This window comes from Vibrio cidicii, from assembly GCF_009665415.1.
Classification (GTDB): Bacteria; Pseudomonadota; Gammaproteobacteria; order Enterobacterales; family Vibrionaceae; genus Vibrio; species Vibrio cidicii.
The window spans coordinates 2,698,559-2,722,053 of record NZ_CP035921.1 but is presented as its reverse complement, the minus strand read 5'-3'; the positions used below and the strand labels follow the sequence as shown (position 1 = coordinate 2,722,053).

Below are 23,495 nucleotides of genomic sequence, written 5' to 3'. Positions count from 1 at the left end.
AACAATAGTATGGTTAATGGGTAATCCGATCACAAATTGCAGGCTTAGGAGATTAAACATAGTCAAAAGCCGCTATCACTCGCTCTCGAAAAGACCCAAGTTTGATGCGGTCGGATTCTTCGTGAGATAAAAAACCACTATTCACACTTTCCAAAAAAGGGCCCGTAGCCCATTCAAGTGGTAGAATATTGTTTGTTCGTGATTCAGAAATAGAACCAGTATCGTCTGAAGGAGAATCTAAACAACATGAAGTTACTGACTTTTCAACACCAATGAACATACAAGATTCTGGAATGTCTTCTTCTACACGCTCAGCAAACTTGACCAAGCTCTCTTCAGCAAAAGTATACAACCATGCTTCTTGGTTCAGTGAGTCGTTAACTCTCAATATTCTTCCAAGGACCTGCCTGAAATAGAGTTCTGTTTTCACTGAGCTCATATGACAGCAAACCTGCAACCGAGGAATATCCGTACCTTCACTTATCATCCCAACACTGACTATCCACTGAACATTCGAGTGTCGAAAAGATTCAATTTCATTTAGTGGGTTTACGTGGTGATAAGTGACAATGCTGGCTGATTGATTAAACTGCTCGACCAAGCGTTTTTGAATATCTTTCGCGTGCTTGATAGAAGCAGCGACCACTAACCCGCCTGCGTTTGGCGAAAGTTCCCTGATCTGCGCTAGCTTTTTACAGGCACTGTTCAAGATGTAATGCATCGCTTCTTCATTGTGGATGACGCTTTGATAAGAAATATCAGATTGTTTAAGGCAATCCAAAATGGAGGCAAAATGTTGCCTATTGCCTCCAGACGTAATACTCAAATGCTCATTATCGATTAAGACAATTTTCGGTTGGCGGCAAACTCCGTCTACAACCGCTCGCTTTAAGCCATACTGGTAATCGCAGATTAGCATCCCTTCAGGGTCAGAATATTCTGCCATCACAATCGGCAGTCTGTCTGAACGCCAAGGAGTGCCTGACAATGCCAGCGTGTATCGTGCAAGTCCTTGTATCTTTGAGACTATCTCTACACCCCAAGAGTTTGATCGACCATCTTCTTCAAACGAACAGTGATGAATTTCATCAAATACGACTAAAACTCGATGTTTACTGATAGTGTTCCAAAAGTTATCGTCAAAAAAACGGATAGATTGGTAAGTATAAGATCCTCCCAAAGAACCTAACCCTCCGTTAAATGAGCACTCTAATTTCCATGCAAACGTTTTTTGCATCCCTTCAGCTACAGACAAAGATGGCGAAAAACAGAGCACTAAGTCAATCATACCTTCTTCAAATAAGCGCCTTGCTACCTCGGCAGCCATAACGGTTTTACCTGCACCAGGAGTCGCTTGGCAGAAGAAATGTGGTCGTCTATCGGATGCAAATTTATTGATAGCTATCTCTGCACAGTCGGCTTGCCATGCTCTTAGCATTATAGAGCCCTACCTTGTACCACCTTTATCCAGTTGGTTAGTGCATTGATTTTGCCCAATAGCTTAGCTGATCGCTCTCTCGCTGTGTTAAATAGGGGTTGCATCTTTTGTCTGCTGTGTGGGAAACGCGTCAATAGCGACTGATATTCTTCGATCTCTCCCAGAGTAATCGCAAGCTCTCCCTCATATTGCTTTTTCTCTTGCTCCAATACCGTTAGAGGAGTATCAGCAGTTTGAATCGCTATTGGAACAACGTTAACGTTACTCTTTCTAACCACTCGGGGCTCGACTGTGAGCGCTTTGAACTCACTAGTTTGATGGTAACGCTTCGCTCTGTGAGTCCCAACAACAGAAAGCCAACCTTTCTCCTCGAATGATAGAAGTTGCTTATACACATACTTTCGAGCGTCATCCTTACTCGGGAAGGTCACACTATTGTTTAGTAAAGCATCCCTAGCTTCTATGACTGAAAAGCCATCCATTCCTTTTTCAATCAATAGGTTAAACATGTGAGGGTTAATGCTGATCACTTTATTCATATCACTAGTACAAACAACAAAAACTTAGGATTGCTAAGTATACAAAAATCAGTAAAACTTAGACAATCTAAGTTATCTAAAGGTTGAAAAGAAATGTGTAAGTGCAAAAAGACAACCCAATCCCTGAGAGGCTCAAAGCTGCGCGTAAAAAAGCCAAAATCACCCAAAAAGATTTAGGGGTGAAAATAGGCATGGAACCCAGCTCGGCGAGTGGGCGAATGAACCACTATGAGAAAGGTAGACATGTACCCGATCTTGGCACGCTCGAACGAATGGCTGAAGAGTTAAACGTACCACTAAACTACTTTTTCTGTAGAAACGAGTTAAGTGCTGAACTGGCTTGCGTGATTGACAAAATGAGTGACGAAGAGAAAGCAGCGCTGTTGGATAACCTAAGCCGTGAAAAGTAGTCTCTAAGCTTTAAGCCCATTTTTGCTCAATAGCATGCTCAACGGAATGGCGTCCGTAAAACGAGGAGCTACTATTTTATCTTCAGTGGTGATTGCATTTAAGTGGTAAGCAGAACCAGAGTCAATTTGATGAAGACTAAGCTGCTCTAAAGGACGATCAAACGGGTTATCTAGGTATGGGAACTTAAATGCAAAAGTGCGTGACAATATTGTTTTGTCTATCGTATCCGCATCGTCTTTGAAGCTCGTAAGCAACGCGTCTTTCAAGAAGTGTTTTAACGCTCGGCATTCTCCTCGGCACATTGCAAACAAAGGATATAGCAGTTCATTCTTTGTAAGTACTGGTGGCTCATCAAACCCCATCCTTGAACTCAGACCCGCGACAAATCTGGCAAAATGTTTTTTTTGTTCTAAGTCAAACCCATAAGATACCGTTCTATTCGAATGACTCTTCGCTTTCAATAATTTGAAATAATCTATCTTTCTCCTCCAGCTTAGCCGCGAGTTCCATTGTGGTTCTGTCGCTATCACATCAGCATAAGGCATACCCACTAGCACAAACGAGACTCTTGCTTCTTCACTTATATATTTGAATGTGTTGGCAATAACTTGTCTCTGTTCTGCGGTTGAAAACTCAACCAGCTCTTGAATTTCATTAACAATAATCAGCTCAACAGATTTACGTTTAAGTTGCTTTACAACCGCTTCGCCAAGCGCAATTTCATTACGGCGCCGAATACCTCTTCCTCCGGATTTACAATCTAAATCAACCAAAAATTGGGTCAGCGTATTCTGTTCATTGATACGACTTGGCACTCTAGTGCTTAACACTGGCTGCTTTTCCCAAGTTGAACCCGATTGAAAGCGTGATAAGTAGTTGTTGATCAAAGCCGTCTTTCCACTTCCAGCCTCACCAGTTAACAAGAAAGACTCTGGTTCACCACCTAAAGAGTGATTGAAACGAAGTTGATCAAAGATAGAGTAGATTTCAGTTATCGCGGGATACTCGATAAAGCTGGTTTCAAAGGACTTTAGCTGCTCAAGCTGCTTTGGCGTTAAATTCAAATTAATACCCTTCAATATCTTCAAAATCATCGTCATCTAAGTACTCTGAGGCATCGGCAACAACCTCAGATTTGTGCCTAACAGGAATCACGTTGATTGAGCTTGGCCCCTCAGATCCAACATCATTAAACTTTGCTATTTTCGAAGTGTTACCTGTTTTAGGAAGGCTGGGTTTGCTACTTTTAACACGGCGGAATCTATCGGTTTCTTCCTGGATACGTTTTTTCATATATAGAAATGTATCCGCAAGAGCCTCATCATCAGCAAGCTGCTTAGTGTTCAGTCTGCGTACTTTTTGTATGCGCTGGTGTTCAAAAAGTGAAAGGCCGTTTGTATACCCGCTGTTGTCTACCGCTGGAACTTTTATGTATTTCTTTTCTGATTCTAGGTAAACATGGATGTAGCTGATATCAGAAGGATCTGTCTTGGTTTTAACAAAGAGCTTTTTGCCATCATTAGGTGTGCAATATTTCCGGTATTCAATAAGCTCGGCGGACTGATAGCGTAAGTTATGCAGCCTGATCCCTGCCACTCCAATCGTCCTGTGTCTAAGCAATCCTAACTCTACTCTGAGTTGCTCTTTCTCAGCACCATCATAGTAAGACGGCGTCCATTTCGATTGGTGCCACTTGTGGTATGGGATCTCGCGCTCTCTAGAATCTGGTGCCATGTGGTAATAGTCGACAATCCATTTATGGAGTAACTCAAGAAAAACCGATACCCTGATCACCGCATCCTTCTTTGGATTGTAATCTTGTAGTTGAGTAGGATTGGTGAAGGTTTTTCCAGGCAGAGCGTTAACTAACCCTTTATTCATTTGATCGAACAGCTTTTCGATCCCTGACTTTCGCCAAGGCTTCGCTGCTGGACTGTATTGAATGTCGGACACCAAAGGCCGTAACGAATCTTCCAAGCTTTGACTCCAAAACTCGGCAGCGTTATCGACGACCAAGCAATCAATCTTACCGTGGCAAGGCCACTCATTCTCAATCGATGGATACTTTGCTTTAAGCCAGCTTTTATCCAAAAGTGAATTCAACAGAGCCTTTCTAACAGAGTCAAAGCTTGGCTCTCTAAAGTTGATACTGCAACCAACAATGCACTTACTGAAACGGTCATAAAGCATCGTCAAATACGGGCGGCCCAAAGGAATATCTAGCTCATCGTCAATCAAAATCACTGGAACTGGGGTGTGGTCTATTTCAACAAACTCCATAGGTTTAGTTGCAGCTACCTGCTGACCAACCGAGCGATACTCCCGATCTGCATATCGTTTACCAAATCTCGCAATCGCCACTTCATAAGGGGGTAACTCATTTATTCGATTGTAAAAAGAGCGTTCGGCAATTGGCTTGATTTTTCCTTCAACAATCCCTCGATTCATTTGAATCACTCGACTCTTATAATATCGGTATGCTTCTGCAACACTAAGTCGTTCACGTGTCAGGTATACGTTCTGAATTGCCTCGTCAATCAAGGATTGCGAATCCATTTCTTTCTGGCGATTACCCTTAAACGTATGCTTCGGAATAAGTGCCCATGGTTCTCTACCTGCTTCAGAGTAGGATTTTTTCCAAGTTGCTACAGTCCGCCAACTAGGGGGAGTCAGCTGTAATTCTGATTCAACGAGACTTAAGATGGGGTTCAAGTTTTTCTCTGTCCACCCGCCTTTCAAGCGCCTCTCCACAAAGGTAATCACTTTTATGCGGCGAAGAACCTCTTCCTGAAATTTTGCTGGCAAACTATCTATGGTCGATGATATCTCAACGGGTTCTAGAATTAGCTCTTTTGGGAGCAATTGTGATTCTTCTTCTGACGCTTCAAACTCGTCAAAGAACCCAAATATATTATTAGAGTCAGCTGGCATAGTTAGCACCAAACGCAAGTTTCTAGACCAAAGCTAATCGTGTTGAGGTCTGTTTTAACGTGCCCCGAAGAGATCCAAGGTAGAGTAGAGATAAGAGTGTCTTGCTCTGATAGACCAAAATACAAAGACACCTCTTGCAACTTCACCATTTGCTTGCGTTGAATAAATGCCAAAACTCGCTTTTGAAATTCGGTCACTGTGCGCAATCCAGAGTATCGGTGTAACAACTTAAAGTTATCTAGCGTTGGTCCCATCCTAATTTGCTTCTCAGTAACGAGAACTAACCGTCTGTTGAACTCACTCAACGCTACTCTCTGCTTCTCTTCAAAGCGCTCCCTAAAATCAGGTTTAAGAATCTGGCTAGAGTGTTTGACCTCGAAGAGTGTTGATTGCTCATTATGACCTATTGCTAAAAAGTCAGGAGTATATCGGCACTTGCGGTTATTAAACTGATAGTGGAAGCCAAAAGGTTGAGAGGTAAAACTCTTGATGTTTGGGTTGTATTCGAGGTGAAAACAGAAATCGAATTCCAAAATGGAAAGAGTGCGAACAACAGCATCGTTCTTCAAGCTCATGAACTTACAGATGTTGTGTATGTGAGATGATTTCTTAGTTTGGTCAAACATAGCCAAGTCACTTTTGTTGTAAACCTACAACAAAAAAATAGACTATGAAAACTTATGGTGCAAATATGAAGAAAGCCTGCAATTTATGCGAACATATATTGCAGGCTTCAATTGGGTGGGGCCCCAGCCACATCCCGGCACACAAGTCATTCGCTGCGGCTGCTTCCTTCCGGACCTGACCGAGTTCACGAATTATTGTTGCGAGAGGACCAGAGCCCCATAGATTCTGTTGTTGGGCTAACGCCTAACTTGGGCACGATTATTAAGCATCGCCTGACGGATTGCAACCCTAATCTCGTAATTATCCCGACATGGCGGTTTGAACGCTTAACTCTTGCGCAAAATGCGCGTGATAAGACTCCATTATCTTGGAAAAGTGCCAAGCACAATGGATAAACAAAGACTTAAGAGTACCCCATCTCTCGCTGCTGATGTTTGTTTTGGTACATATCCACATCGGCTAAGTGCAACGCTTGTTGTAAACTCATGTACTGTTTTCTGCTTCGTGAAATACCAACCGACGCCGTGACCACTAGCGGCATATCGAGCAAATCGGAGTCAATCACAAAACGACTGAAGCGTTGTAGTGAATTCTCCACTTCGCTCTGCGCGATTTTACCAATCAAGATAAACTCATCCCCACCGGCGCGGAATGCTTTGCCAGGCCATTGCTGGCGGATCTGCTGGCCAATTCTCTTCAACACCATATCTCCGCTATGATGACCATAAGTATCGTTGATCGGTTTAAATTGGTTGAGATCGATGTACAGCACCGTTAAGTCGTTTGGGATGCCTTTACCATATTTCTGCACCAGTGAGCGACGATTCCCCAATCCGGTGAGGTTATCGGTATTCGATTGGCGATAAAGATAAAAAGAGATGAGCACGACAAAAATAAACAGCGCTGTAAACAGCGTCTGGGTACGCGACGCAAATAGCCGCTCCATTTGCAAAGAACTGCGCCAATTTGGGCGCAGATCGTAGTGCTCAGTGATGGCATCCAGATCGAGCATTTGAATTGCTTTTGAAAAATAGGGAGCGAGTTCTTGTCCACGTCCATTGTTAGCAAGACCAATCGATACTTTAGAATGGTGAAAAACACCGATCGACTCGTCTTGTTCAATGGCTGGCATCGATTCAGCGCGCAATAGATAGTTTAATGTGGCGGTATCCATCGCAATGTAGTCAACTTCCTCACTCAGTAAAGCCTCAACCATTTGTTGATGATCCCGATATCGAGCAAGTTCTTTAAGCGGCAACATCTGGCTAAGCAGTGCATCAAAGAAGTCGTCTTTGACCACGCCGATTTTCTCGGCGATCAACTGGGATACATGCGAATAGACCTTCTCCTTATAGCCGATGCGTTTGACCATCACCGATTGGGGAGCATAGTGAGGAACGGTAAATTGGGCAATCTGTTCACGGGCTCTGGTATAAGTGAGCGGTGCAATCATGTCCACTTCTTGTCTGGTAAACTCGCCCAACATGTTCCCCCACGTTTCGTTAGCGTGGCTGACTATTTGACAGTTGAGGGCCAATATCTGGCAGCTCTGCCGCACCACGTCGGCGGTAATGCCTTCAATGCGACCATCAGGATGATAAATCACGTAAGGGAAAATCGGCTCAAGTTTAATTGTAAGCGGCTGATTTAAATCGATACGACTACTCGCAAGGGCGATCTGCAGTGCTCTTTTACGAATGGAAAATTGATAGTCACTGATCTCATCTCGAATGCGCTTTTGTACCGCTTCGCTATGAATGTATTTGACGAACGCGGCAAGCTCTTTCTCGTGCTGGCCTTTCGCACTGACAATCGACACTGGCTTAATCGAGATCTGGTCATTCAGTAACTGAGCATCCAGCCCTCGTAACAACATCGGTTTTAGCTGATTGATGGCATCCACAACGCCGTCGACCGCTCCCGTTTCCAGTAATTGAAATGCCTGTTCATGCCCCTGATAACTCACCTGCTTAATATGCGGATAATTGGCCGCAATCAGCTCGCTATAAATGGTCTCATCAGGTAACCCAATTACAGAAACATCGTCCAAGGTACTTTCGTTAAACGAATAGAGATAGGTGTATTCGATATTAGTAGGATAGGAATAACTGAATAGTTTGGCACGCTCAGGAGTAAAGGTGACATTCGCAGCATAGTCAGTTTGCCCTATGGCGACGGAGTGCAACACTTCATCGAAACTGGGTTGATGTACATAACGAACATCCAGTGAAAAATGCTCCGCTAAGGCATCAAACAAAATGCGCGTCACGACATCATCCGCTTCTGTGGCGACGGTGATTTCTGTATTTTTTGCCCACGAGTTATATGGAAGGCAAAACAACAGACCAACCAGCAGCCACCAAATTTCCCTGACCATACTGACAACTTTTTCTGCTAATTATTTAGAAACAACTCAATAAGCCTGAGTGATTGATATGAAACATATACCAATTGTCTTGAATATGCATACGGTAAATTAGCATTCTTTAATATTGGTCACTTTTCTTACCAAGCTCAATCTTGCTCTTCCATCTCTTCGGCGGCTTTGAGAATATAGTCGGTCATCCAGGCCGTACCCAACAAACAGATCCAAACCACAAAGACAGAGTTCGGCACCTCAACGCTTGGCGTGACCACCAAAGCGGCGAACCCAACGGTTGGCAGGGTCCAACACAGTAAGGTATTCCACGAGAAGCTTTTCAGTGTATTCAAACTTTCCATGCAGGCCATGATGCCCGTGATACACAGGGCGACTAAAACGGCGTTGGGCAGATCTGCGACCCAAAGGGGGATGAGTAGGAGAAGCGGCCACCAGCTATGGCGATTTGATGGTTTCCAATGACGAGCCGCCCACCAAATTACCATCACGGATAAAGTTTGCACAACGGTTAACCACGGTGTGCCGCCGAGTTTTCCTGCCGATTGGGTCACCATAATGCCGACCTGCAAGGTGAGTACAATCATGCCGGAGGTCAAAAGAACGCCAAGGCTGCTTTTTCGCGAGAAAACCACCATCAAAAGCGGAAACAGAATCCAGACACAGACGGACAACGCGATCGGCTGCAACGGCAAAGTGAGGCCGTAAGCGGTCATAGCGGCAAGGAGGATAAGGCCAAAGAAGCCGCCTTGAGGCAGAATCCACAACGCTGGGATCACCAACGCCAAAACGGGGATATCACCCGGATTCATACTGATGGCTCTGGCACACACCACCGCCAGCAAGCTAGTGATGACAAATTGAAGTACGGAAAATATCATAGCGCCTCCTTAAGACCCGTTTCTGTACAACTCAGACTCAGCGTAACGATGGAAACTTTACGGTAAAAGGGTGTACGCTAAGCGGGCTCGTTTTCCAGAATCTCTGGCTTACCAATCCTTGGCAATCACGAACTAGGACAGCTTTAGTATGGACCAATTTTTGTCACAAATCTTTGCCGTGATTCACCAAATTCCATTTGGCACGGTGACGACTTATGGAGAGGTTGCTCGAATGGCGGGCTATCCCGGCTATGCTCGCCATGTCGGCAAAGCGCTGGGTAACTTACCCGAAGGCAGCAAATTACCTTGGTTTCGGGTGATCAATAGCCAAGGGAAGATATCACTCAGCGGAGCGGATTTTGTGCGGCAAAGAGACAAGCTCTTAGCCGAGCAGATAGAGGTCAATCAAAACGGGCGGATCAATCTGCGCAAATACAAATGGCAGCCATAACGGCTGCCATTCTCGCAAGCATAAGAAAGCTTGAGGTTAACGTACACCAACCAGCATTAAATCAACGTGATGCGTTCTGCTGCCATCCGTCACAACTGGCGTGATGGTGTCGGTGGTAAATCGCAAACGCCCATTGACTTCAATGCGCGCACGAACATTGTAGGTATGCTTGAAATTGATTTTCTTTGTATCGTAAGCCAAGTCAAATGATATTGGCACTTGTGCCCCATTGGTGATGACCTTGTATTTTGCGATCACTTTCGATGGCGCATCCGCACGCGACACATCTTCAAGCAGCACAATCACCGTTGCATCATCCGGCAGTGCAATACGTTCGCGATAACTGACCGTTCCTTTGATGGTTTTGATCCCCTGATCTTGGACAATTGGCTCGGCGCTCTGACAACCGACTAAAATAACGCCAACAAGGAATGAGAGGACGGCGTGAATAATTTTCTTCATAAAACAGATCTCATTAATAGTTCACCAAGGATTATAGGTCTGCGATTGCGTTCTGTCTTGTACAACAGAACTTTACGCCTGATATTGACTAAGCTAAAAATAACGGTTTCACTGTCGCGTACCAATCAGAACCAACAACAATATGACACAGGTCACTCAAAGGAACGCCAAATTATGAGTAAACCCTTAAAAGAACTCCTAAGTTTGCTGCAATTAGAAAAACTGGAAGAAGGTCTTTTCCGTGGACAAAGTGAGAATCTCGGTCTTCCTCAAGTTTACGGCGGCCAAGTACTGGGGCAGGCACTGTCTGCGGCTCGCTATACCGTGTCGGAAGATCGAACAGTGCACTCCTTTCATAGCTATTTTCTCTATCCGGGCGATCCCGAGAAAGCGATCATTTATGATGTAGAAAACCTGCGCGATGGCCGAAGTTTCAGTACTCGACGCGTCAAAGCGGTGCAAAATGGCCGGCCGATTTTCTACCTCACCGCTTCGTATCATGGCGATGCGCCGGGGTTTGAACATCAAAATCCGATGCCCGAAATTCCGGGGCCGGAGAATTTTGCGTCCGAGACAGAGCTCGCCAGCCATATTGCCGAGTTCCTCCCTCAAAAACTGCGCAAAACATTCTGCGGCGAGAAGCCAATTGAAACCCGCCCGGTGACGGTGATTAATCCGCTTAAACCGCAAAAAGCCGAACCGAAACAGTATCTGTGGATCCGCGCTAACGGCGACATGCCGGAGAGCCAACTTATCCACCAATATCTACTCGCTTACGCTTCCGATTGGGGATTTTTGGTCACTGCGCTACACCCACATGGCGTATCGTTAATGACGCCTAATTTTCAGGTCGCTACCATCGATCACTCGATCTGGTTTCACCGTCCATTCAAGATGGATGAGTGGCTACTGTACGTGATAGAAAGCCCAACCGCTTCAAACACGCGCGGTTTAGTGCGTGGTGAGATCTACAATCAACAAGGGCATCTCGTTGCGACCGCCGTACAAGAAGGCGTGATGCGCTTCACCGACAAATAAGCAGCATTCGATCACTGCGTTGTACAAAGCACTACAACGCATTTAACGGCAACGCAGTGGTGTACTTGAGCGGTTCCATGGCAAAAGTCGAGGTCACATTGGAAATCCCCGCGACGCTGTTGACCAACTTCTTGTAAAACTCATCAAAGCTTTTCATATCTTTAACCAACACTTTCATCATGTAGTCGTATTCCCCTGCCATACGGTAGAACTCCATCACCTCTGGAAACTCATTAACGGTTGAGACAAAACGGTCATACCAAGCATAAGAGTGGTCACAGGTTTTCACTTGCACGAAGGCTATAAAGGAAAGATCCAACTTTTCTGCATTGAGAAGTGCAACTCGCTTTTCAATAAAGCCTTCGTCTTCAAGGCGCTTCAAGCGTTTCCAACACGGCGTCGTGGTTAAGTTCACCTTCTCGGCCAAATCATTGAGTGACAAAGTGCCGTCTTGCTGCAACAGCGCTAACAAGGTGCGATCGGTTTTATCTAACATCTCAGTTTCACCGCTTTCAGAGAAAATTTTTCTACAATATAGAGAAATCACCAACGAGAAAGCAAAGCATTTCTCCACATGAGTAGGTACTTTGTCACTATCGAACCCATTATGGAAAGCCAACATGTGTACTGATCACGACTGGATTAACAACGCCATCCGCAAGATTGAAGCGGACTATCAACGCTCAGCGGATACCCACCTGTTCAAACTCGACCTTCCTTCGTTGCAAGGCATTGATATCTATCTTAAAGATGAAAGTACCCATCCAACCGGTTCTCTCAAGCACCGCTTGGCGCGCTCCCTGTTTCTCTACTCGATTTGTAACGGGTGGATTGGTCCGGAAACCACAGTAATTGAAGCTTCATCGGGCAGTACTGCGGTGTCTGAAGCCTATTTTGCGCGTCTACTTGGCCTGCCATTTATCGCCGTGATGCCAAAATGTACTGCACGCAAAAAAATTGAGCAGATCGAGTTCTATGGTGGCCAAGCGCATCTTGTCGATCGCTCGGATCAAATTTACGCCGAATCACGCCGCTTAGCGCAAGAACTCAATGGCCATTACATGGACCAATTTACCTATGCAGAGCGCGCGACCGACTGGCGCGGTAACAACAACATTGCCAATTCAATTTTCAGCCAAATGACGCTGGAAGAGCACCCCGAGCCAAGCTGGATTGTCATGAGCCCGGGCACCGGCGGCACCTCAGCCACTATCGGCCGCTTTATCCGCTATCAGAAACTAAACACCAAACTGTGCGTGGTGGACCCAGAAAATTCGGTCTTCTTTGATTATTACCAATCGCGAAACGCGGAAATTACATTGGATGCAGGCAGTAAAATAGAGGGGATCGGCCGCCCACGCGTCGAGCCAAGTTTTATTGCCGGCGTGGTTGATGAAATGCGTAAGATCCCCGATGCCGCTTCAGTCGCCAGTGCACATTGGCTATCCAAGCTGATTGGTCGCAAGGTCGGCGCGTCCACTGGCACAAATCTGTATGGCGTGCTGCAATTGGCGTGCGAAATGAAGCAGCGTGGTGAGCAAGGTTCGATTGTTACTCTTCTGTGCGACAGCGGCGAGCGCTACCTCGACACCTACTACAACCCGCAGTGGGTCGAACACAATATTGGCGATATTACGCCGTACTTAGAACAACTGGCGATCATCGAACGTGATGGCTGCGTTGAGCCCCTTTGCTGTCCAGCGTGATTCCTCGTTAAGGAAAGCTGAAAAGAAACATGCCCGCACACTGGCGGGCATGTTTTACGCTTTCTGCTGTTTCTTTTCGAAAGCGGCCAGTTGTTCTGGCGTGGCTGGCGGCTGGTGATTGGCTTTCCACTCATCGTAGCTCATGCCGTACACCCTTTCTCTGGCATCATCTAGGCTGATATCCAGTTGCAGCGCCTGCGCTTGTGCCAAGTACCACTTACTAAAACAGTTGCGGCAAAAGCCGGCCAAAATCATCAAATCGATGTTTTGCACCTCTTTATTGGCATCAAGATGGGCCAGTAAACGACGAAATGCCGCTGCATCCAACTTATCCTGCTGCTCCTGCGTCAACTGCTGATATTTAAACTCTGCCACTTTACCTTCCTTTTGATCATATCCAGCCTCGGTTGGCATCAACCGTGACTTACCCGCCCTTTGGTATCATGGCTGAGCGCTTTGTTCAACTCGGCTTCGACATGACCGGGAGCTTCAGTGTGACGAGATAGCAAGCGATACATCGCCGGGATCACCAGCAGAGTCACCAGCGTGGCAAACGCCATACCAAAGAAGATCACCGTACCGACAGCAACGCGGCTCTCATATCCCGCGCCATTGGACAAAATCAGTGGAATAGCGCCTGCCAGTGTGGTGAAGGCCGTCATCAAGATCGGGCGCAGACGCCTCGCCGCCGCGTCAACAATCGCTTTTTCGAACTCAAAACCGCGATCACGCAACTGGTTGGCAAATTCGACGATCAAGATGCCGTTTTTCGTCACCATACCGATCAGCATAATCATACCGATCTGGCTATAGATGTTCAGTCCTTGACTCATCACTATCAGCCCGAGAAAACCACCAAATACCCCCATAGGAACGGTGAACATCACCACGAGCGGGTTAATGAAACTCTCAAATTGCGCTGCCAGTACTAAGTAGGCAACCAATAACGCCAACGCAAACACCAACAGGATGCTGGACTGATTCTCTTTGAAGTCTTTCGACTCACCGGAATAACTGACCGAAATATCACCCGGCAACAACTCAATCGCTTGTTGGTCCATAAATTCCAGCGCTTGGCCTAGCGTTGCCCCGTCAGACAAGTTCGCCGTAACGGTAATGGCTTTCTGCTTGTTGTAGTGAGAAAGACGAATGGACGAGGCGATCTCCTCAATTTTCGTTACCGTATCAAGCGTCACCAGCTCGCCACTGCTTGTGCGTAGGTAGATCTGGCTGAGATCGGCGGCGTTGTTAAAACGATTTTCATCACCACGCAGGTAAACATCGTACTCTTCGCCTCGGTCAACAAACGTTGTCTCTTTTTTGCCGCCCAGCATAATTTCTAACGTGTCTGACACATCAGCAATCGAAATGCCCAGTTCAGCCGCGCGCTTCTTGTCTACTGACACCACCAGCTCAGGGGTTTTCTCCGAATAGTTGATCTCTGCCCCTTCCATCAGCGGCGACTCTTCGGCGAGATTTTTCAGTTTTTCCGCCCACACTTTCAGCTCGTCATAGTCTGAGCCACCAAGAACAAACTGCACGGGTTCGCTTGAACCACCACGGAATCCGGGCATAAACGGAAACACGCGCACATCCGGAATCCCCGCCAAGGCTTTACGCACTTCGCCAAGTGCTTGCTGCGCCGTGACGTTACGCTCGTTCCAATCATCCAAAATCATGATAACGAAGCCAGTTTGGTCACCTGCTTGTCCGCCAAACGCGGGCGATTGAATGCTGAATGACTTCAAGAATCCCTGGCCAAGTAGTGGCATCAAACGCTGTTCGACCAAATCCATATTGGTCGCCATGCGGTTGTAACTGGTTGCATCGGCGCCGCGCACAAAAGCAAAAATCACCCCGCGATCTTCTTGTGGTGTTAATTGCGCGGGCACTTGATTCATTAAGCTGTAACTGCCCCCCACACAAGCGAGAATGATGAGAGGTGCCAACCAGCGCCACGCCAAGGCTTTTTTCAGCACGCCGCGATAACCAGCTTCCAGTTTGGCGAAGAGAAAATCGACCAAATCATTGAAGCGATTTTTCTTCACGTTGGCTTTGAGCATTTTGCTGCCCAGCACTGGCGTTAAGGTCAAGGCGATCAAAGACGAGAAGATCACCGACATCGCCAATAACACTGAAAACTCGGTAAACAGCAAGCCGACCATGCCATCCATAAAGGAGATAGGCAGAAAGACCATCACCAACACCAAAGTCGTGGCGATAACCGCAAAGCCCACTTCGCGTGTACCTTTATAGGCAGCCAACAATGGCGGTTCCCCTTGCTCAATGTGGTGGAAAATATTTTCCACTACCACAATGGCATCATCGACCACCAGACCAATCGACAAAATCAGCGCCATTAAGGTAATGAGGTTGATGGAGAAGCCGAAGTAGTAGGCGGCAATAAACGAAGAAATCAGCGACACTGGCACCGTCACCGCCGGGATCAGCGTCGCTCTCACCTGACCGATGAAAATATACAGCACCAAAATTACTAAACCACCCGTGATAAAAAGGGTGCTGTAGACTTCAGAAATGGAGCGTTCAATGAACACCGTCGAGTCATAATCAATCGCTAAACGGGTACCTTCGGGCAGAAACTTCTGCACTTTCTCTACTTCTTCATGGACACGTTTGGCCACTTCCAGCGGGTTGGCGTCCGACTGCGGTACAATCCCCATGCTGACGTTGACCACGCCATCACTCTTGAAGGTCGAGTTTTCGTTCTCAGCACCAATGAAGACATCCGCCACATCTTTCAAATAGATCGGCGTATTGTCGCTGGCCCGTTTGACCACCAAGTATTGGAAATCTTCCACGGTTTTGTAGCTGCGCGCTGTCCTGACCGACATCACCGTTTGATCGTTTCGCACCACACCGCCCGGACTTTCGAGGTTTTCGCTGCGCAGCGCCGAAGTGATATCGGTAGCGGTGACACTGCGCCCAGCCATCAACTCCGGTTGCAATTTGACGTACATCACCTTGTACAAGCCGCCAGAAACATCCACTGAGCTGACACCAGTGATCAAGCTAAAACGGTCCATCAACACACGCTCGATATAGTCGGTGAGCTGAGTGCGATCCATTTCTGATGAACTTAAGTTGATGTAGACCGACGCCTCGCCGCTACCGTTGTTTTTATAGACAATCGGATCGTCGGCTTCTTCCGGCAGAGCACGCTGCGCACGGGCTACTGCGTCTCGCACATCACTGATCCCCGTGTTGAGGTCGTAACCCAGTTCAAAGGTGATGGTAATGCGCGAAGAACTGTTGCGCGTGGTAGACGAGATTTCGTCAATCCCACTGATGCCGGAAAGTTGGTCTTCCAGCACCGAGGTGATTTGACTTTCAATGATGGTGGCCGATGCCCCGTCATAACGGGTACTGATCGACACAACCGGACTCTCGATATCGGGCATTTCCCGCACCGAGAGCTTAGTAAAAGAGACAAAGCCAAACACGCACAGCAGCAAACTCAGTACCAGCGCCGCTACCGGTCTTTTGACCGACACATCAGACAACAGCATGCTTAGCTATCCTTCTTGGTTTCTGGCTGAGCATTGTTGGCACTGCCAAGCTCTTTAACCAGCACGCCGTCGCGCATATTGACGATGCCCTGCACCACGATTTTATCGCCGATATTAACGCCCGATTCGATCACGACTTGGTTTTCAACCCGAGCGCCAAGCAGCACCTCAGTACGACGCGCTTTGTTATTTTCATCAATCACGTAGACGTAACGTTTTGTGCCGGAGTACTCCAATGCCTGCACTGGAATAATTGGCGCTTCGATGGCAGGGAAAGCTAAGGCCGTATTGAGCAACATGCCCGGCTTAAGCTTGTTCTCTGGATTGGCAAATTGGATACGAACGCGCAGGTTGAGAGTCTCGGCATTGATGCGTGAATCGATGCCGACGATCTTTCCTTGGAATATCTCATTTTTCCATGCATTAGAGCTTGCCGTTACTGCCATTCCCAGCGAAACCTGTGACAAATAACGTTCTGGGATGTGTAGATCGAGCTGCATCAGCGAAAGATCATCTAATGTCAATAATTCCGTTCCAGCGCTGACCAGCTTCCCCCGGCTGAAATTAATAAAACCGACCGTGCCCGCAAACGGCGCCGAGATATGCAAATCGTTCAGACTCGCCTTTGCTGCTGCCAAACGGGCTTCGGCAATCTCAACACTCGCTTTTTGCGCATCGATCTCGGTTTGAGTGATGGCATTACGTTTTACCAAACGCTCGTACTCTTTCAGTTTACGCTGCTCATCCTTCAAATAAGCATTGGCTTCTGTTTGCGCCGCCAGTGCTTTGTCATCTTCCAACTTAATCAATAACTGCCCTTGGCGTACGTTTTGATTCGCTTTGACCTGAATCGACTCCACTTTTCCGGAGACTTCAGAGGCGATCACCACCGACTGTACCGCCTCAAGCTTACCAACCAAAGAGAGCGACTGGTTTATCTGGTGAGTTTGAACCTGTTCTGCAACCACCGTCACTGCGGTTGGCCCTTTAGGTGCAGCGCTTGCCAGAGACGAGTGTCCTGACAAAGTGAGCACCAAAATAGAAATTAGAATGCGCTTATTCATAGTCCATCAATCAAAGAATGTAGGTTGGAGAGTTTTGCTCAATTCATCTGAATACATTTTATTTGGCGAGAAGCGCCAAGCAGAGCAAAAAGTGTTTGAGTTTGTTAGTTTATCAGCTCAAAACTCAGGTAACGTCAAGTTGTGTAAATTATCGCAAACCTTGTACGCACGATAGCGACCATTCAGATCAAATGGCGACTTAACACTCAAAATGAATACTTTCTGGCAACTTTGTCCAAAAAGGAAGCATTCAAACCAAAAACGCCAGAAAAAGGCTTTACAGTCACAAATGGTTTGTTATGATGCGCTCCGCACTTGAGCGATGCGTTGGGAAAACGTCGCTTAAGCTTTTCAGTTAGTGAAAAGAAAAACACCCTGGAGGGGTTCCCGAGTGGCCAAAGGGAGCAGACTGTAAATCTGCCGGCTCCGCCTTCGATGGTTCGAATCCGTCCCCCTCCACCATATTTTTTCTTGTGATCTTGTCATGAGAAAGCACTTGGAAAGCCGTGTTGGGAAAACACTTTCTAAGTATAAAAATACCCGGAGGGGTTCCCGAGTGGCCAAAGGGAGCAGACTGTAAATCTGCCGGCTCCGCCTTCGATGGTTCGAATCCGTCCCCCTCCACCATATTGTTTCTTGTGATCTTGTCATAAGAAAGCACTTGGAAAGCCGTGTTGGGAAAACACTTTCTAAGTATAAAAATACCCGGAGGGGTTCCCGAGTGGCCAAAGGGAGCAGACTGTAAATCTGCCGGCTCCGCCTTCGATGGTTCGAATCCGTCCCCCTCCACCATATTGTTTCTTGTGATCTTGTCATAAGAAAGCACTTGGAAAGCCGTGTTGGGAAAACACTTTCTAAGTATAAAAAACCTCTGGAGGGGTTCCCGAGTGGCCAAAGGGAGCAGACTGTAAATCTGCCGGCTCCGCCTTCGATGGTTCGAATCCGTCCCCCTCCACCATACACAGAAAGCCAGCTCATTGAGCTGGCTTTTTTGTTTTGCTTAGAATGACTAGGCTACAAACCTCTCGTCGCGATTAAAACGCTTTTATCTCGAACAAAATTCAACCGCAAAAGATCAACTTGATCATCGAATTAGCGATGCTTATCAAAACGTCAACGGCTTGATAGCCAAATAAAATTAACGCAATAAAAATCCCGCTCACCAATGTGAGCGGGATTTTATTAAGACTAAATTGGAATGGGTTGTTTTATCCCTGAATACCGACAATGAGCCAAGGTGCGTTGTCTTGGGTAAGATCACGCTCTAAGTGCCAAATGTCCTCGATATCTTCTTCAATGCCTTCAACCGCATCTCGATAGCGACCGCTGAATTGCAAGCTCAACTGCGCTTTAGTGGCATCGTACTCGGCACGAACAATCTGTGCATCGACGTACATCACCTCTGTATGCTGCTCACCAGCGAGCTTTTCACGCTCTGCTTTCAGATCGGCAAACAGGGTTGGCGATACGTACTCTTCAATCGTATCCAGTTGGTTATGGTTCCAAGCACCTTGCAGCGTTCGGTAATGCTCACGCGCACCATTGACAAATGCGACTTGGTCAAACCCTGGTGGGTAGTTATGAGGCACATCAGATTGATTAGCAAAACCAAAACTGCCATTCGATTGAGAACCGGCGGTTTGCTCAAAATTATGTACATTGGCTTGTTCAAACTTGGGCGCTTGACCACCAAACGCTGGCTGTTGACGATGCTGATTCATACTGCCCTGCTTGGCGGCAAGCAAGCTACGCATCAGTTTAAAGATGATAAAGGCAATCAGGCCGATAATCAGGATATCCATAAATTGGATGCCTTCAAAAGCACCACCAAAGAAAGCCGCCAGCAAACCGCCTGCTAACAATCCCCCTAGGATTCCGCCCATGAGACCTTTCTTCGAGCCCTGTTTCGCCCCCTGATCTTTGCCGACGGTGTTGGTATTCTGCTGCTGTTGTTTTGGTGCTGGCGCGGTTTTGTAGCTCTTACCGAACGATTTACCGCCACCAAACTTTTTCGCTTCTGCAATCGGCATAACCGCTACGGAAACGATGAGCAGGGCAACAATCGATAATAAACGTTTCATCTTTATCCTTTTGTTGTCTGATTGAAACAAATTCCAACTCTCAGCAAGGCCACGTCATGGCACACGAATAAGAGAACTGGTCACATGGAATCATACAAGTATCTTAGTTGCTTTTAAATGCTAGTGATAATTGGACTTGTATCAGAATATTGCTACAGAGAACGATTTACACCGTGATGAATTATTGACGGGTATATCAGACACGTCTAAAATATCGAACGTTGTTCAATTTGTAGTAGCAGAAAATGGCCCGTAGAAACGATCACACCAGAGAAGAACTGGTTGCCTTAACCCTTCAAACCGTTAAAGATTTCCTCAGCGAAAATTCCTATCACGAACTCAGTTTGCGCAAATTGGCAAACATGATTGGTTATGTGCCCAGTACTTTGGTCAATGTTTTTGGCAACTACAATTTGCTGTTGCTCCATGCCATTGCTCAGACCTTGGATGAGCTGTCTAACGAAGCCATGACTGCCATGCAAAACTCACCAGATAGCAAGCAAGCACTGTTTAATCTCGCCTATTGCTACCATGATTTCGCCCAACGCAACCCCTACCGTTGGCAACTGATTTTCGAACACAACATGAACGGCGCTGAGCTACCAGAATGGCAAGCGAAGCGAATTGATCACATGACAGGCATGCTGGAATCTTTACTCATCCAAATAAGCCCTGAGCATAGCCCTTCTGAAGTTTTGCAAGCCAGCCGAGTGCTTTGGTCCGGGGTGCATGGCATTACACTCTTGAGCGTCGACGACAAGTTTTTCTCAGCCGATCCAGTCGATGGCAAACAGCTGATTAACAACCTATTGTCTAATTATCTTGCCAACTGGTAACCACAAGGCTTAATCATGTCCCGCAATCGACAACCTTCGCTGTTAACACAACGAAAGTTTTTGCCTTATTTTGTCACACAGTTCTTCGGCGCTTTTAACGACAATATCTTTAAGAATGTTTTGTTGCTGTTTGTTGCCTTTGCGGGCACAGGCGCTTTGCCAGTTTCAAGCAATCTATTTATCAATTTAGCGGCAGGACTTTTTATTCTGCCCTTTTTCCTATTTTCCGCCTCCGCCGGAGTTTTGGCCGATAAATACGAAAAATCGTGGTTTATCCGCAAAGTTAAATTATTTGAAATTGTCATCATGCTGCTTGGCGCAATTGGCTTTATTACCGAAAGCTACGGCGTTTTGCTACTTTTACTTTTTTTGATGGGCACCCAATCGGCGTTTTTTGGGCCAGTCAAATACGCGTTGTTGCCGCAACAGTTAACAACCAAAGAGCTGTTACCGGGCAATGCACTGGTTGAAGCGGGCACATTTATCGCTATTTTGCTTGGTACGCTTGGGGCAGGGATCATCGCCTCTGCTGAACAGGCAAAATACATTGCTGCGCTGAGTGTGGTGATCTTCGCTCTGTTTGGCTACCTTTCGAGTCGCGCGATTCCGATGTCTGCGGCCAGCGCGCCCAATATTAAATTTCGCTGGCAACCTTATCGCCAGACCAAACACACACTCTCTATTAGCAAAGCGGATCCGGTCATTTTTAAGGCCACTCTAGCGATCAGTTGGTTCTGGTTTTTAGGCGCAGCCTATCTGACTCAGTTCCCTAATTTTACCCAGCACTATCTCAATGGCAGCGAGAGCGCAGTTTCATTTCTTTTGGCACTCTTTTCCGTCGGTATTGCGCTCGGCTCTCTGTTATGTAACACACTTTCCAAACAGCGTATCGATGTGGGCATTGTGCCGATTGGAGCCGTCGGCATGACTATTTTCGGTTACCAAATGGCCACCGCCATTCCAGAGGGTTTACCACAATTCCAAACCTTCGCTGAATTCATTGGTTTTGAACCACTTTGGCCTCTGTTTTTCCATCTGTTAATGATTGGCGCTTGTGGCGGACTGTTTATTGTGCCGTTGTACGCACTAATGCAACATCGTGCTAAAGAGAGTGAGCGGGCGCAAGTGATCGCCGGGCTGAACATCATTAACTCCTTGTTTATGGTCGCCAGCGCCATTCTCGGTATTATTTGCCTGAGCGTGATTGAGATGAGTATTCCGTCGCTGTTTGCTCTGCTCGCGTTACTCAACTTACTCGTGGCAGCATACCTGTTCTTGTCCGCGCCCATGTTTGTCGTCCGTTTTTTGGTTTGGCTGCTGACTCACACACTCTATCGAGTTAAACACAAGAATCTGCATCACTTGCCAGAACAAGGTGGAATGCTCATCGTGTGCAACCACGTCAGCTATATGGACGCGTTACTGCTCAGTGCGGTGTGCCCGAGATTGATCCGGTTTGTGATGGAAGAAGAGTACGCCTCTTTACCGCTATTGAATCGCTTTTTGCGCACTGCGGGGGTGATCCCCATTTCCGCGTCTAACCGCAGCTCGATACGCCGCGCCTTTAATGACGTAGAACAAGCGCTGGACGAAGGCCATATTGTGTGCATCTTCCCTGAAGGACGGCTTACCCCTGATGGAGAGATCCAGCCCTTTATGCGCGGTATTGACATCATCTTACGCCGCAGCCCAGTTCCTGTACTGCCAATGGCTATCAAAGGATTGTGGGGCAGCTTTTTTAGCCGTGCTCGTGGCAGGGCATGTAAAGGTTTGCCACAGCGTTTTTGGTCTCGCTTGGAAATCGAAGCTGGCGCGCCCATCGAGCCCAATGAGGCCTCAGCGTCACTGATGCAAGAGAAAGTGCAGGCACTGCGCGGTAATTGGAAATAATTGTAAGCGTTCAGTTTATATGAACGCTTGTTCAATTCATTAAGACTTACTGATCGTCACGTTACGCTATACTGTTGCCCCACCCCTTTCTTACACTGATTCTCTTGAAAACAAAATTGTTTCTCTTTGGCCTCGCGCTACTTTGCTGCCTTACGCCGTTTGTCTCTTCACCGATGGCACTAGTGATCGGTTTTCTCCTCGCGACAACTGGCTTAGTACCCTCCCATTTGCCAATCTCGAGTTACACCAAAAAGCTCCTTGCCTACTCTATTATCGGTCTTGGTTTCGGCATTCATTTCGAGCAGGCTTTGGCCGTCACTTCCGCTGGTATCGGGTTAATTGTTGTCACCATTTTTGGCACGCTGGGTTTAGGTTGGTTACTCGCGAAAACCATCAAACTAGAAAGCACCACCGCTTACTTAATTTCGGCAGGCACGGCCATTTGCGGTGGCAGCGCTATTGCTGCCGTAGCTCCTGCGATTAAAGCGAAAGACGATCAGATCGCGCTCGCCCTTGCGACTGTCTTTGTGCTCAATTCTCTGGCGCTGTTTCTGTTTCCAGTGATTGGTCACGCGCTGGATTTAGATCAACAGACGTTTGGCACTTGGGCGGCGATTGCCATTCACGACACCTCTTCCGTCGTCGGTGCTGCGGCGGCTTATGGAGAGCAAGCACTCACCACGGCAACAACGTTAAAATTAGCGAGAGCGCTCTGGATAGTGCCGATTGCGCTTCTCAGTGCTTGGCTGTTTCATCGCAAAGGTGATGGCAAAGCAAAGCAGATTGCCATTCCCTATTTTATCTTGTGGTACTGTGTGGCAATTGGCGTTAGCGATGCGCTGCCGCAATTTGACTGGATCTACCAAGGCATCTTTGCCATAGCGAAACAGGCCTTGGTTGTGTGTCTGTTCTTGATCGGGTGCAGTATTTCCGTGGAAAAACTCAAGAGCGCGGGTGCCAAGCCACTGCTGTTTGGTGTGAGTTTGTGGGTGTTAATTTCTGTGACATCGCTCGGCTGGCTACTTTTGAATTAGCCTTCGGTAGAATGAGTCAACGTTTCTCTGCTGGCCATTTTTCGATGGAGTAAGATCAGTGCGAAAAGCGTAAGAAAAGCCGTTAGTTCCGCAATGGAACGGTAGAGCCCTTCGCAACTAAGCGCCACACCGATTTGCAACAGTACGACGCAAAGTAAAATTCGCTTAGCCATAATCTTATACCTTTATCATCTTCAAAACT

The 23,495-nt window shown here is 46.9% G+C and carries 21 protein-coding genes, 4 tRNA genes and 1 other RNA gene; 11 read left to right on the top strand and 15 right to left on the bottom strand.

Features of this window, described 5'->3' with window-relative positions:
• Positions 1-52 precede the first annotated feature (52 nt).
• Together EWA64_RS13605 and EWA64_RS13600 are read right to left on the bottom strand one after the other, a co-directional pair.
• Positions 53-1,438, bottom strand: a complete 1,386-nt coding sequence (locus EWA64_RS13605) for a DEAD/DEAH box helicase (protein WP_061894699.1) — start codon at positions 1,436-1,438, stop codon at positions 53-55.
• Positions 1,438-1,977, bottom strand: a complete 540-nt coding sequence (locus EWA64_RS13600) for a VspR family transcription factor (RefSeq protein ID WP_061894698.1) — start codon at positions 1,975-1,977, stop codon at positions 1,438-1,440. The genes EWA64_RS13605 and EWA64_RS13600 overlap by 1 nt, the downstream gene beginning before the upstream one ends.
• A gap of 101 nt (positions 1,978-2,078) precedes the next feature.
• Here EWA64_RS13600 and EWA64_RS13595 point away from each other — a divergent pair, with 101 nt between their 5' ends.
• Complete coding sequence (locus EWA64_RS13595; protein WP_025543080.1) at positions 2,079-2,387, top strand: helix-turn-helix domain-containing protein; 309 nt, start codon at positions 2,079-2,081, stop codon at positions 2,385-2,387.
• 3 nt (positions 2,388-2,390) lie between these two features.
• On the opposite strand, the gene EWA64_RS13590 is transcribed toward EWA64_RS13595, so the two are convergent.
• From EWA64_RS13590 to EWA64_RS13565, 6 genes are all read right to left on the bottom strand, one after another.
• A complete protein-coding gene (locus tag EWA64_RS13590) occupies positions 2,391-3,488 on the bottom strand; it encodes a TniB family NTP-binding protein (protein ID WP_045610288.1) in 1,098 nt (365 codons plus the stop codon).
• Complete coding sequence (locus tag EWA64_RS13585; protein WP_061894697.1) at positions 3,454-5,319, bottom strand: TnsB C-terminal domain-containing protein; 1,866 nt, start codon at positions 5,317-5,319, stop codon at positions 3,454-3,456. The genes EWA64_RS13590 and EWA64_RS13585 overlap by 35 nt, the downstream gene beginning before the upstream one ends.
• A 2-nt stretch (positions 5,320-5,321) precedes the next feature.
• Positions 5,322-5,945 (bottom strand): TnsA endonuclease N-terminal domain-containing protein, encoded by a 624-nt coding sequence (locus EWA64_RS13580; protein ID WP_061894696.1) that lies wholly within the window; start codon positions 5,943-5,945, stop codon positions 5,322-5,324.
• Positions 5,946-6,063: 118 nt separating this feature from the next.
• Positions 6,064-6,160: signal recognition particle sRNA small type (gene ffs / locus EWA64_RS13575), an RNA gene on the bottom strand.
• A 189-nt stretch (positions 6,161-6,349) separates the two neighbouring features.
• Positions 6,350-8,323 (bottom strand): GGDEF domain-containing protein, encoded by a 1,974-nt coding sequence (locus EWA64_RS13570; protein WP_061894695.1) that lies wholly within the window; start codon positions 8,321-8,323, stop codon positions 6,350-6,352.
• 137 nt (positions 8,324-8,460) lie between these two features.
• Complete coding sequence (locus EWA64_RS13565) at positions 8,461-9,204, bottom strand: VP0952 family biofilm-associated protein (RefSeq protein ID WP_061894694.1); 744 nt, start codon at positions 9,202-9,204, stop codon at positions 8,461-8,463.
• Between the two features lie 148 nt (positions 9,205-9,352).
• Here EWA64_RS13565 and EWA64_RS13560 point away from each other — a divergent pair, with 148 nt between their 5' ends.
• The gene (locus tag EWA64_RS13560; RefSeq protein WP_061894693.1) at positions 9,353-9,655 is read left to right on the top strand and encodes a DNA base-flipping protein; all 303 of its coding nucleotides are present in this window, start codon (positions 9,353-9,355) and stop codon (positions 9,653-9,655) included.
• A 36-nt stretch (positions 9,656-9,691) separates the two neighbouring features.
• On the opposite strand, the gene EWA64_RS13555 is transcribed toward EWA64_RS13560, so the two are convergent.
• A complete protein-coding gene (locus EWA64_RS13555; protein WP_061894692.1) occupies positions 9,692-10,117 on the bottom strand; it encodes a YbaY family lipoprotein in 426 nt (141 codons plus the stop codon).
• 174 nt (positions 10,118-10,291) lie between these two features.
• On the opposite strand from EWA64_RS13555, the gene tesB reads away from it, so the two are divergent.
• Positions 10,292-11,155 carry an acyl-CoA thioesterase II gene (gene tesB, locus EWA64_RS13550; protein ID WP_061894691.1) on the top strand — a complete coding sequence of 288 codons (864 nt, stop codon included), beginning with the start codon at positions 10,292-10,294 and terminating at the stop codon, positions 11,153-11,155.
• A gap of 31 nt (positions 11,156-11,186) precedes the next feature.
• Here tesB and EWA64_RS13545 read toward each other — a convergent pair whose 3' ends face one another.
• Positions 11,187-11,651, bottom strand: a complete 465-nt coding sequence (locus EWA64_RS13545) for an Lrp/AsnC family transcriptional regulator (protein WP_039445624.1) — start codon at positions 11,649-11,651, stop codon at positions 11,187-11,189.
• 124 nt (positions 11,652-11,775) lie between these two features.
• On the opposite strand from EWA64_RS13545, the gene EWA64_RS13540 reads away from it, so the two are divergent.
• Positions 11,776-12,861, top strand: coding sequence for a PLP-dependent cysteine synthase family protein (locus tag EWA64_RS13540; RefSeq protein ID WP_039433807.1), 1,086 nt, complete (start codon positions 11,776-11,778; stop codon positions 12,859-12,861).
• A gap of 54 nt (positions 12,862-12,915) precedes the next feature.
• Here EWA64_RS13540 and EWA64_RS13535 read toward each other — a convergent pair whose 3' ends face one another.
• Genes EWA64_RS13535 through EWA64_RS13525 form a run of 3 tightly spaced genes read right to left on the bottom strand, consistent with a single transcriptional unit; the run spans position 12,916 to position 17,452 of the window.
• Entirely contained in the window at positions 12,916-13,236 is a 321-nt protein-coding gene (locus EWA64_RS13535) for a DUF1244 domain-containing protein (protein ID WP_061894724.1), read from the bottom strand.
• Between the two features lie 38 nt (positions 13,237-13,274).
• Positions 13,275-16,388: a vibriobactin export RND transporter permease subunit VexH gene (vexH, locus tag EWA64_RS13530; protein WP_061894690.1), complete on the bottom strand. Its 3,114-nt coding sequence runs from the start codon at positions 16,386-16,388 to the stop codon at positions 13,275-13,277.
• A gap of 2 nt (positions 16,389-16,390) precedes the next feature.
• A complete protein-coding gene (locus EWA64_RS13525; RefSeq protein WP_061894689.1) occupies positions 16,391-17,452 on the bottom strand; it encodes an efflux RND transporter periplasmic adaptor subunit in 1,062 nt (353 codons plus the stop codon).
• A gap of 377 nt (positions 17,453-17,829) precedes the next feature.
• Here EWA64_RS13525 and EWA64_RS13520 point away from each other — a divergent pair.
• The 4 genes from EWA64_RS13520 (at position 17,830) to EWA64_RS13505 (ending at position 18,410) form a co-directional block, all read left to right on the top strand.
• Positions 17,830-17,914, top strand: a tRNA-Tyr gene (locus EWA64_RS13520).
• A gap of 80 nt (positions 17,915-17,994) precedes the next feature.
• Positions 17,995-18,079, top strand: a tRNA-Tyr gene (locus tag EWA64_RS13515).
• A gap of 80 nt (positions 18,080-18,159) precedes the next feature.
• Positions 18,160-18,244 (top strand) — tRNA-Tyr (locus EWA64_RS13510).
• Between the two features lie 81 nt (positions 18,245-18,325).
• Positions 18,326-18,410, top strand: a tRNA-Tyr gene (locus EWA64_RS13505).
• A gap of 250 nt (positions 18,411-18,660) precedes the next feature.
• On the opposite strand, the gene EWA64_RS13500 is transcribed toward EWA64_RS13505, so the two are convergent.
• Entirely contained in the window at positions 18,661-19,533 is an 873-nt protein-coding gene (locus tag EWA64_RS13500) for a Tim44 domain-containing protein (RefSeq protein ID WP_061895177.1), read from the bottom strand.
• Positions 19,534-19,778: 245 nt separating this feature from the next.
• Here EWA64_RS13500 and EWA64_RS13495 point away from each other — a divergent pair, with 245 nt between their 5' ends.
• The 3 genes from EWA64_RS13495 (at position 19,779) to EWA64_RS13485 (ending at position 23,293) form a co-directional block, all read left to right on the top strand.
• Positions 19,779-20,369 (top strand): TetR/AcrR family transcriptional regulator, encoded by a 591-nt coding sequence (locus EWA64_RS13495; RefSeq protein WP_061895176.1) that lies wholly within the window; start codon positions 19,779-19,781, stop codon positions 20,367-20,369.
• Positions 20,370-20,384: 15 nt separating this feature from the next.
• On the top strand, positions 20,385-22,259 hold the full coding sequence (locus tag EWA64_RS13490; protein ID WP_061895175.1) for an MFS transporter: 1,875 nt from the start codon (positions 20,385-20,387) through the stop codon (positions 22,257-22,259).
• A 104-nt stretch (positions 22,260-22,363) separates the two neighbouring features.
• Positions 22,364-23,293: a YeiH family protein gene (locus EWA64_RS13485; RefSeq protein ID WP_061895174.1), complete on the top strand. Its 930-nt coding sequence runs from the start codon at positions 22,364-22,366 to the stop codon at positions 23,291-23,293.
• On the opposite strand, the gene EWA64_RS13480 is transcribed toward EWA64_RS13485, so the two are convergent.
• The gene (locus EWA64_RS13480; RefSeq protein ID WP_167520845.1) at positions 23,290-23,466 is read right to left on the bottom strand and encodes a hypothetical protein; all 177 of its coding nucleotides are present in this window, start codon (positions 23,464-23,466) and stop codon (positions 23,290-23,292) included. The two genes, EWA64_RS13485 and EWA64_RS13480, sit on opposite strands and share 4 nt — an antisense overlap.
• Positions 23,467-23,495: the final 29 nt, after the last annotated feature.

Coding starts and splice junctions, on each gene's coding strand:
- EWA64_RS13605 (WP_061894699.1), bottom strand. CDS start 1,438: ATGCTAAGAGCATGGCAAGCCGACTGTGCAGAGATAGCTATCAATAAA.
- EWA64_RS13600 (WP_061894698.1), bottom strand. CDS start 1,977: ATGAATAAAGTGATCAGCATTAACCCTCACATGTTTAACCTATTGATT.
- EWA64_RS13590 (WP_045610288.1), bottom strand. CDS start 3,488: ATGACGATGATTTTGAAGATATTGAAGGGTATTAATTTGAATTTAACG.
- EWA64_RS13585 (WP_061894697.1), bottom strand. CDS start 5,319: ATGCCAGCTGACTCTAATAATATATTTGGGTTCTTTGACGAGTTTGAA.
- EWA64_RS13580 (WP_061894696.1), bottom strand. CDS start 5,945: ATGTTTGACCAAACTAAGAAATCATCTCACATACACAACATCTGTAAG.
- EWA64_RS13570 (WP_061894695.1), bottom strand. CDS start 8,323: ATGGTCAGGGAAATTTGGTGGCTGCTGGTTGGTCTGTTGTTTTGCCTT.
- EWA64_RS13565 (WP_061894694.1), bottom strand. CDS start 9,204: ATGATATTTTCCGTACTTCAATTTGTCATCACTAGCTTGCTGGCGGTG.
- EWA64_RS13560 (WP_061894693.1), top strand. CDS start 9,353: ATGGACCAATTTTTGTCACAAATCTTTGCCGTGATTCACCAAATTCCA.
- EWA64_RS13555 (WP_061894692.1), bottom strand. CDS start 10,117: ATGAAGAAAATTATTCACGCCGTCCTCTCATTCCTTGTTGGCGTTATT.
- tesB (WP_061894691.1), top strand. CDS start 10,292: ATGAGTAAACCCTTAAAAGAACTCCTAAGTTTGCTGCAATTAGAAAAA.
- EWA64_RS13545 (WP_039445624.1), bottom strand. CDS start 11,651: ATGTTAGATAAAACCGATCGCACCTTGTTAGCGCTGTTGCAGCAAGAC.
- EWA64_RS13540 (WP_039433807.1), top strand. CDS start 11,776: ATGTGTACTGATCACGACTGGATTAACAACGCCATCCGCAAGATTGAA.
- vexH (WP_061894690.1), bottom strand. CDS start 16,388: ATGCTGTTGTCTGATGTGTCGGTCAAAAGACCGGTAGCGGCGCTGGTA.
- EWA64_RS13525 (WP_061894689.1), bottom strand. CDS start 17,452: ATGAATAAGCGCATTCTAATTTCTATTTTGGTGCTCACTTTGTCAGGA.
- EWA64_RS13500 (WP_061895177.1), bottom strand. CDS start 19,533: ATGAAACGTTTATTATCGATTGTTGCCCTGCTCATCGTTTCCGTAGCG.
- EWA64_RS13495 (WP_061895176.1), top strand. CDS start 19,779: ATGGCCCGTAGAAACGATCACACCAGAGAAGAACTGGTTGCCTTAACC.
- EWA64_RS13490 (WP_061895175.1), top strand. CDS start 20,385: ATGTCCCGCAATCGACAACCTTCGCTGTTAACACAACGAAAGTTTTTG.
- EWA64_RS13480 (WP_167520845.1), bottom strand. CDS start 23,466: ATGGCTAAGCGAATTTTACTTTGCGTCGTACTGTTGCAAATCGGTGTG.